General features: G+C 42.0%; 5 protein-coding genes. 4 read left to right on the top strand and 1 reads right to left on the bottom strand.

Annotated features, from left to right (window positions below; all coding sequences use genetic code 11):
- The 4 genes from QZT73_RS15150 to QZT73_RS15135 form a co-directional block, all read left to right on the top strand.
- A partial coding sequence (locus QZT73_RS15150; protein WP_291789045.1) for a TonB-dependent receptor plug domain-containing protein occupies positions 1–1,094 on the top strand: 1,094 nt, incomplete at its 5' end.
- Positions 1,094–2,326: a carboxypeptidase-like regulatory domain-containing protein gene (locus tag QZT73_RS15145; protein ID WP_291789043.1), complete on the top strand. Its 1,233-nt coding sequence runs from the start codon at positions 1,094–1,096 to the stop codon at positions 2,324–2,326. The genes QZT73_RS15150 and QZT73_RS15145, both read left to right, overlap by 1 nt.
- Positions 2,327–2,520: 194 nt before the next feature.
- A complete protein-coding gene (locus QZT73_RS15140) occupies positions 2,521–3,162 on the top strand; it encodes a hypothetical protein (RefSeq protein ID WP_291781207.1) in 642 nt (213 codons plus the stop codon).
- A gap of 160 nt (positions 3,163–3,322) precedes the next feature.
- Positions 3,323–3,964 (top strand): hypothetical protein, encoded by a 642-nt coding sequence (locus tag QZT73_RS15135; protein WP_291781210.1) that lies wholly within the window; start codon positions 3,323–3,325, stop codon positions 3,962–3,964.
- Positions 3,965–4,014: 50 nt separating this feature from the next.
- On the opposite strand, the gene QZT73_RS15130 is transcribed toward QZT73_RS15135, so the two are convergent.
- A partial coding sequence (locus tag QZT73_RS15130) for an amidase (RefSeq protein ID WP_291789041.1) occupies positions 4,015–5,072 on the bottom strand: 1,058 nt, incomplete at its 5' end.

Below are 5,072 nucleotides of genomic sequence, written 5' to 3'. Positions count from 1 at the left end.
GCAGGGTCTTCAGAACCAATGAGCAACCTGTAGATGAAGTGCAGCAATTGACGATGTTGGTAAAGCATTTCTATGGAGGCCCTATCGTGTATGAAGGCGAAACTGATTCTCTTGGCTATTTCACTTTTTTAGGAATGGATTATCAGGATACGGTGGGCATATTCTTGCAGGCCCATGTGGAAAGGGAGCGCAGAAGTGGAAAGAAACGGGAGGTGAAGCGCAATGATGTGGAAATTTTCAAAAAAGAAATCCCAGAACCTAGAATGGCCAATATCATTGGCTTGCCAGAAGGAGATCAGTACAGGGATTTTGACGATTATATCGTGACAGTGAAAGAAGCTAGGGACCTTATGGAACAATTTCGAATGGGCAGGGACTTGGAACTGGGTGAAGTGACCGTTAGGGGGAGAAGGAGTCAGATGATACCGGATAATCGCGCCATTCAATACAACAATAATCCGGAACTCAGCATGGTCGTCACAGAGGAATATTATTCCTTTCAGAATGTTTATCAGCTCATAAGGGGAAGGTTTCCTGGCGTAAATGTAGCGGGAAATACCTTTGATTTTGTCAATCCTCCTGTTATCCTGATGCGTGGGGGTCAAATTGGAGGCCGAGGTCTACAAGGAGCAAGGATATTCATAGACGGGATGCCAGTGGATCCAATGTGGGCCATGAATCTCCCAGTAGCAGAAATTGAAAGGATTGATATCCTGAGGAGTTTGAACCGGTCGGCAGTTTTTGGATCTGAAGGAGCTGGAGGAGTGGTCAATATCCTGACGAAAGGAGGTAACCCCAACAGAGATTGGTCCGAGGTGGATGTTTTAGGAAACGCCACGGCTGTTTCACAAGGTTATGTGCCAATACGAGAGTTCTATACCCCTCCGGAAGTGCCGGATATCAATTCGCCGTTTGCCTTAGACTTCCGGTCTACCATTTATTGGCAGCCCATGTTGCAAACAGACCCCAGGGGAAAAGCATTCATCGAGTTCCGATTGACAGAAGGAAACCCGGATGTAAGGGTGAGTTTGGAGGGAATTTCCAATAAAGGGGAACCTGTTCAGGCCCATTATACCTTTAAAGTTTCTGATTGATGCTTCACAAAAGCTTTTCGATTCCTTTTTACTGCTTGCTGTTTTTGAGCTTCTTCTGCCTTTCTTCCACCTATGCCCAATATGTGATGAAAGGGAGGGTGGTCGATGCAGAAACTTTTCAGCCGGTGGAATTTGCCACGGTGTTTATCAATAACTCAACTTTCGGAGATATTACAGATGGAAGCGGAGTCTTTGAAATCCCAATTCCTGCGGGGAATTATGAATTGGTTATCAGTTTTATGGGTTACCAGACATTTAAATTCCCTTTTTCCACACAGGATCTCAGGGAATCTTATGAGTTTCGGATTCTTCAGGAGACCATTGACCTGGAGGAAGCCAAGGTGATAGAAAGGAGAGACAAAGAATGGTATAAGAATTTAAAAATTTTTGAAGAGCTGTTCTTAGGCAACAGCATAAACGGCCAAAAATCCAAGCTTCTTAATCCTGAAGTGCTCATTTTGGATAGCGAATCTTATGAAAACAAACTGATTGCCAGAGGAAGGGATATTCTTGAAATACAAAACCCGAATTTGGGTTATACCATCAAATTTGTGTTGGAGTCTTTCGTTTATGATTTCGAAACCACAGTAACTCAATATGCCGGTCAAGCATATTTTTTTGAGGAAAATATACCGAGGAGAAGAAAGGCTAAAGTCGAAGAACAAAGAAAGCGGGCATTTGAAGGCAGCATTGCACATTTTATAAGGGCCTTATACCATGATAACTTAGAAGAAGAGGGGTTCACGGTAAAAAAGGGCAAATTAAATAAGCCCACTTATGATGTGATTGTGGGAGCCGGGACTTTGCTCAATGATACCATTCCTTTGTTGATTAGAGATCGACCTCAACAACAATCCAAAAATGAAAATTTGCAAAATGAAGCGCTGGGAATTGCTGATGATACCTTGAAGAGGGGGGATTTGGTAGAACAGGCCCGCAATGGATTCCTTTTTCTAACCTATGCAGATCCATTTTTTGTGATATTTGAAAAAGAGCCTGAAGAATTCAACTACAGAAGACAACTTGAGAGAAATCTAAACTATACTTACTGGGACATGACTGATCCACGATCTTTACAGGTCACGAAGCTTATTTTGACAGGAAATGCACTGAGGTTATTTGAAGATGGCAATTATTTTCACCCTTTTGATCTCTATTTAAATGGGTATATGGCTTGGGAAAAGGTCGGGGATTTGATGCCGTTTGATTATAAAAATCCAAGAAGTCAATGAGAGAAATGTACGTTACAAAAAAAGCCATCCATGTTCCGTATTTTCATGCCTTAAAGAATGGAGACAATGTTCTGTCCTTTGGAATCATTTTGACAATAATAGATAAATATTTGCATAAATATTTTAACTTTATTTTGTGAATCCTATAAAAGTTTAACCTTTGTTTTTCCCATCCTCTTAATTCTAAATTATATATGAAAAAGTATTTTGTCATCTTGGCAGTATTGGTATTTGCTGCATGTTCTCCTGCAACAAAAATTACGCGATCTTGGAGTAGTCCTGAAAAAAGCAGCTATGGGTATAACAATATGTTTGTTGCCGTTGTCTTAAGTGACATTACCCTGCGCCAGGTCATCGAAAATGATATTCAAAGTAAACTGCAAAGAGTAGGTGTTTCTTCCACTGCTAGCAATGCCACCATTCAGCCCAATTTTTGGACCAGCACAGATCTGACAAAAAGCGCCATGGTCAATGTGGTCAGAGAAAGTGACAAAGATGCCATCATGACTGTCTCCTTAATTGATGTGCAAAATGAGCAACGCTATATTCCGGGCAATATGATGATGGGAGGTCCTATGATGGGGCCGGGTGCTTGGGGAATGGGTAATTTTGGAGGATTTTGGGGTATGAACCATGGTATGATGATGACACCTGGACATGTGGTGAATGACCGAAAATATTTTGTAGAAATCAATGTTTATGATACGGAATCTGAATTGCTCGTGTGGTCGGCCCAATCCAAAACAATTAATCCAAAATCATTGGAAAAAGCTTCTAAGGAATTTGCAGAAGTAGTTTTAAAAAGAATGTCAGAGGAAGGTGTAATTGGCAGCTAATTTTCAAAACAACCAATTGTAAGGATTTTTATTTTTTTACGTGCCCAAAAATGAAAGTAAAATATTTTTAAACCCATACAAAAATTGATAACAAATATTCCGAAATCCGTATGAAGGAATAATTTGTTTCAAAAGTCTAACGGTTAAACAATATGATGCTATGAAAAAATATCTGGTTTTTGTGGCTGCCTTGGTGATTACTGCCTGTTCATCTTCTACAAGGATAACGAGGTCTTGGGTTGGTCCTGATAAAAGCAATTATGGCTATAATAATCTTTTTGTTGCTGTGGTGTTGAACGATATTGCTAAACGTCAGGAAATTGAAACTGATATTCAAACTAAGTTAAGTAGGATAGGAATCAATTCCACGACCAGTAATGCCACCATCCGTCCCAGTTTTTGGGGAAGTACAGATTTGGATAAAAATTCCATGATTGAGGTGGTGAAGCAAAATCAAAAAGATGCCATCATGACGGTATCCTTGATTGATGTCCAAAATGAGCAACGCTATATTCCGGGACATATGATGATGGCAGGTCCAATGATAGGTCCGGGTGCTTGGGGAATGAATAATTTCGGCGGTTTTTGGGGCTGGAATCACGGGATGATGATGACCCCAGGTCATATTGTCAATGACCGTAAGTACTTTATGGAAATCAACGTGTACGATACGGCCTCTGAATTATTGGTATGGTCAGCACAGTCCAAGACCCTAAACCCAAGGTCTTTGGAAAGGTTTTCTTCAGACTTTTCACAAGCAGTTTTGGAAAGGATGTTGGCTGAAGGGGTATTAGGGCGCTAATTCTTGCAGTAATTGGGATAACTGGCTAGGGCCTTCTCTGAGATCAGAAATTACTGATCAAACAGAGGAGGCCTTTTTTCTTGCCAGTCCGTATGTGCCTGATAAGCCCTACCCAATTGGATCAATTTTTCTTCATCGAATAAGTTGGCCAGGAAGGTAATGGATACCGGGCTTCCGTTCTCCAGAAATCCACTGGGCATACACAGTGCGGGATGGCCAGTAAGGTTGGTGACCTGCAATTGATTGCCACCAAATGAAGGAGTAACAATCACATCATAGTCAGAAAACAGGGTATGCATTTCCTCAATGAGAATATTGCGGAACCTGTTTGCCTGAATGTATTCCACCGCAGGGATAAAGCGGGAGGAACGGAATAAGTTAGGCCAGGCATTGCGGTGTTGGGCTACCAGCAGATCATCAAAATCCATCCGGGTCATTTCATCAAAAGCAGCGGCACCTTCTACATAAAGAGAAATTAACATGGAGGACACATCTACAGAGGATTGAAGTGTTACAGGATTTAATTCAACACCCATCGCTTTCAGGTCTTGCAAAACCTTTTTGTCAAATTCACTTGCCCGTTCTCCTTCAAAGTATGGTGCAAAATAACCTACTTTAAGGTCCTTGTAGGATTTTTTGGCATCATAATTAAAGGCAGCAGCAATGGTGCTTTTATCTTTTGGGTCAAAACCAGTGATCACAGCAAGCACAATGGCATTGTCCAAAGCTGACCTGGACATAGGACCTATCTTATCCATGCTCCAACTCAAGGCCATGGCTCCATGCCGGCTGACCCTACCGAAGGTGGGCCGTAAACCTGTTACCCCATTGCGTGTGGAGGGCGAAACAATGCTTCCTAAAGTTTCTGTACCGATGGCAAAGGGAACCAAGCCTGCACTGACTGCAGAACCCGAACCGGCAGATGAGCCACTGGATCCCTGTTCTAAATTCCATGGGTTTTTGGTTACCCCTCCATACCACACATCTCCCATGGCCAAAGCGCCTAATGTAAATTTACCTACCAATATTCCTCCTGCTGCTTCCAGTTTTTCTACCACGGTCGCCGTTTCCTCAATCACCTGATCTTTGTAAGGCATGGCCCCCCAAG

It is taken from the genome of Cecembia sp., assembly GCF_007126775.1.
Lineage (GTDB): Bacteria > Bacteroidota > Bacteroidia > Cytophagales > Cyclobacteriaceae > Cecembia.
Note: the sequence above shows the minus strand (reverse complement) of the source record. Positions and strands in the feature narration are given on the sequence as shown.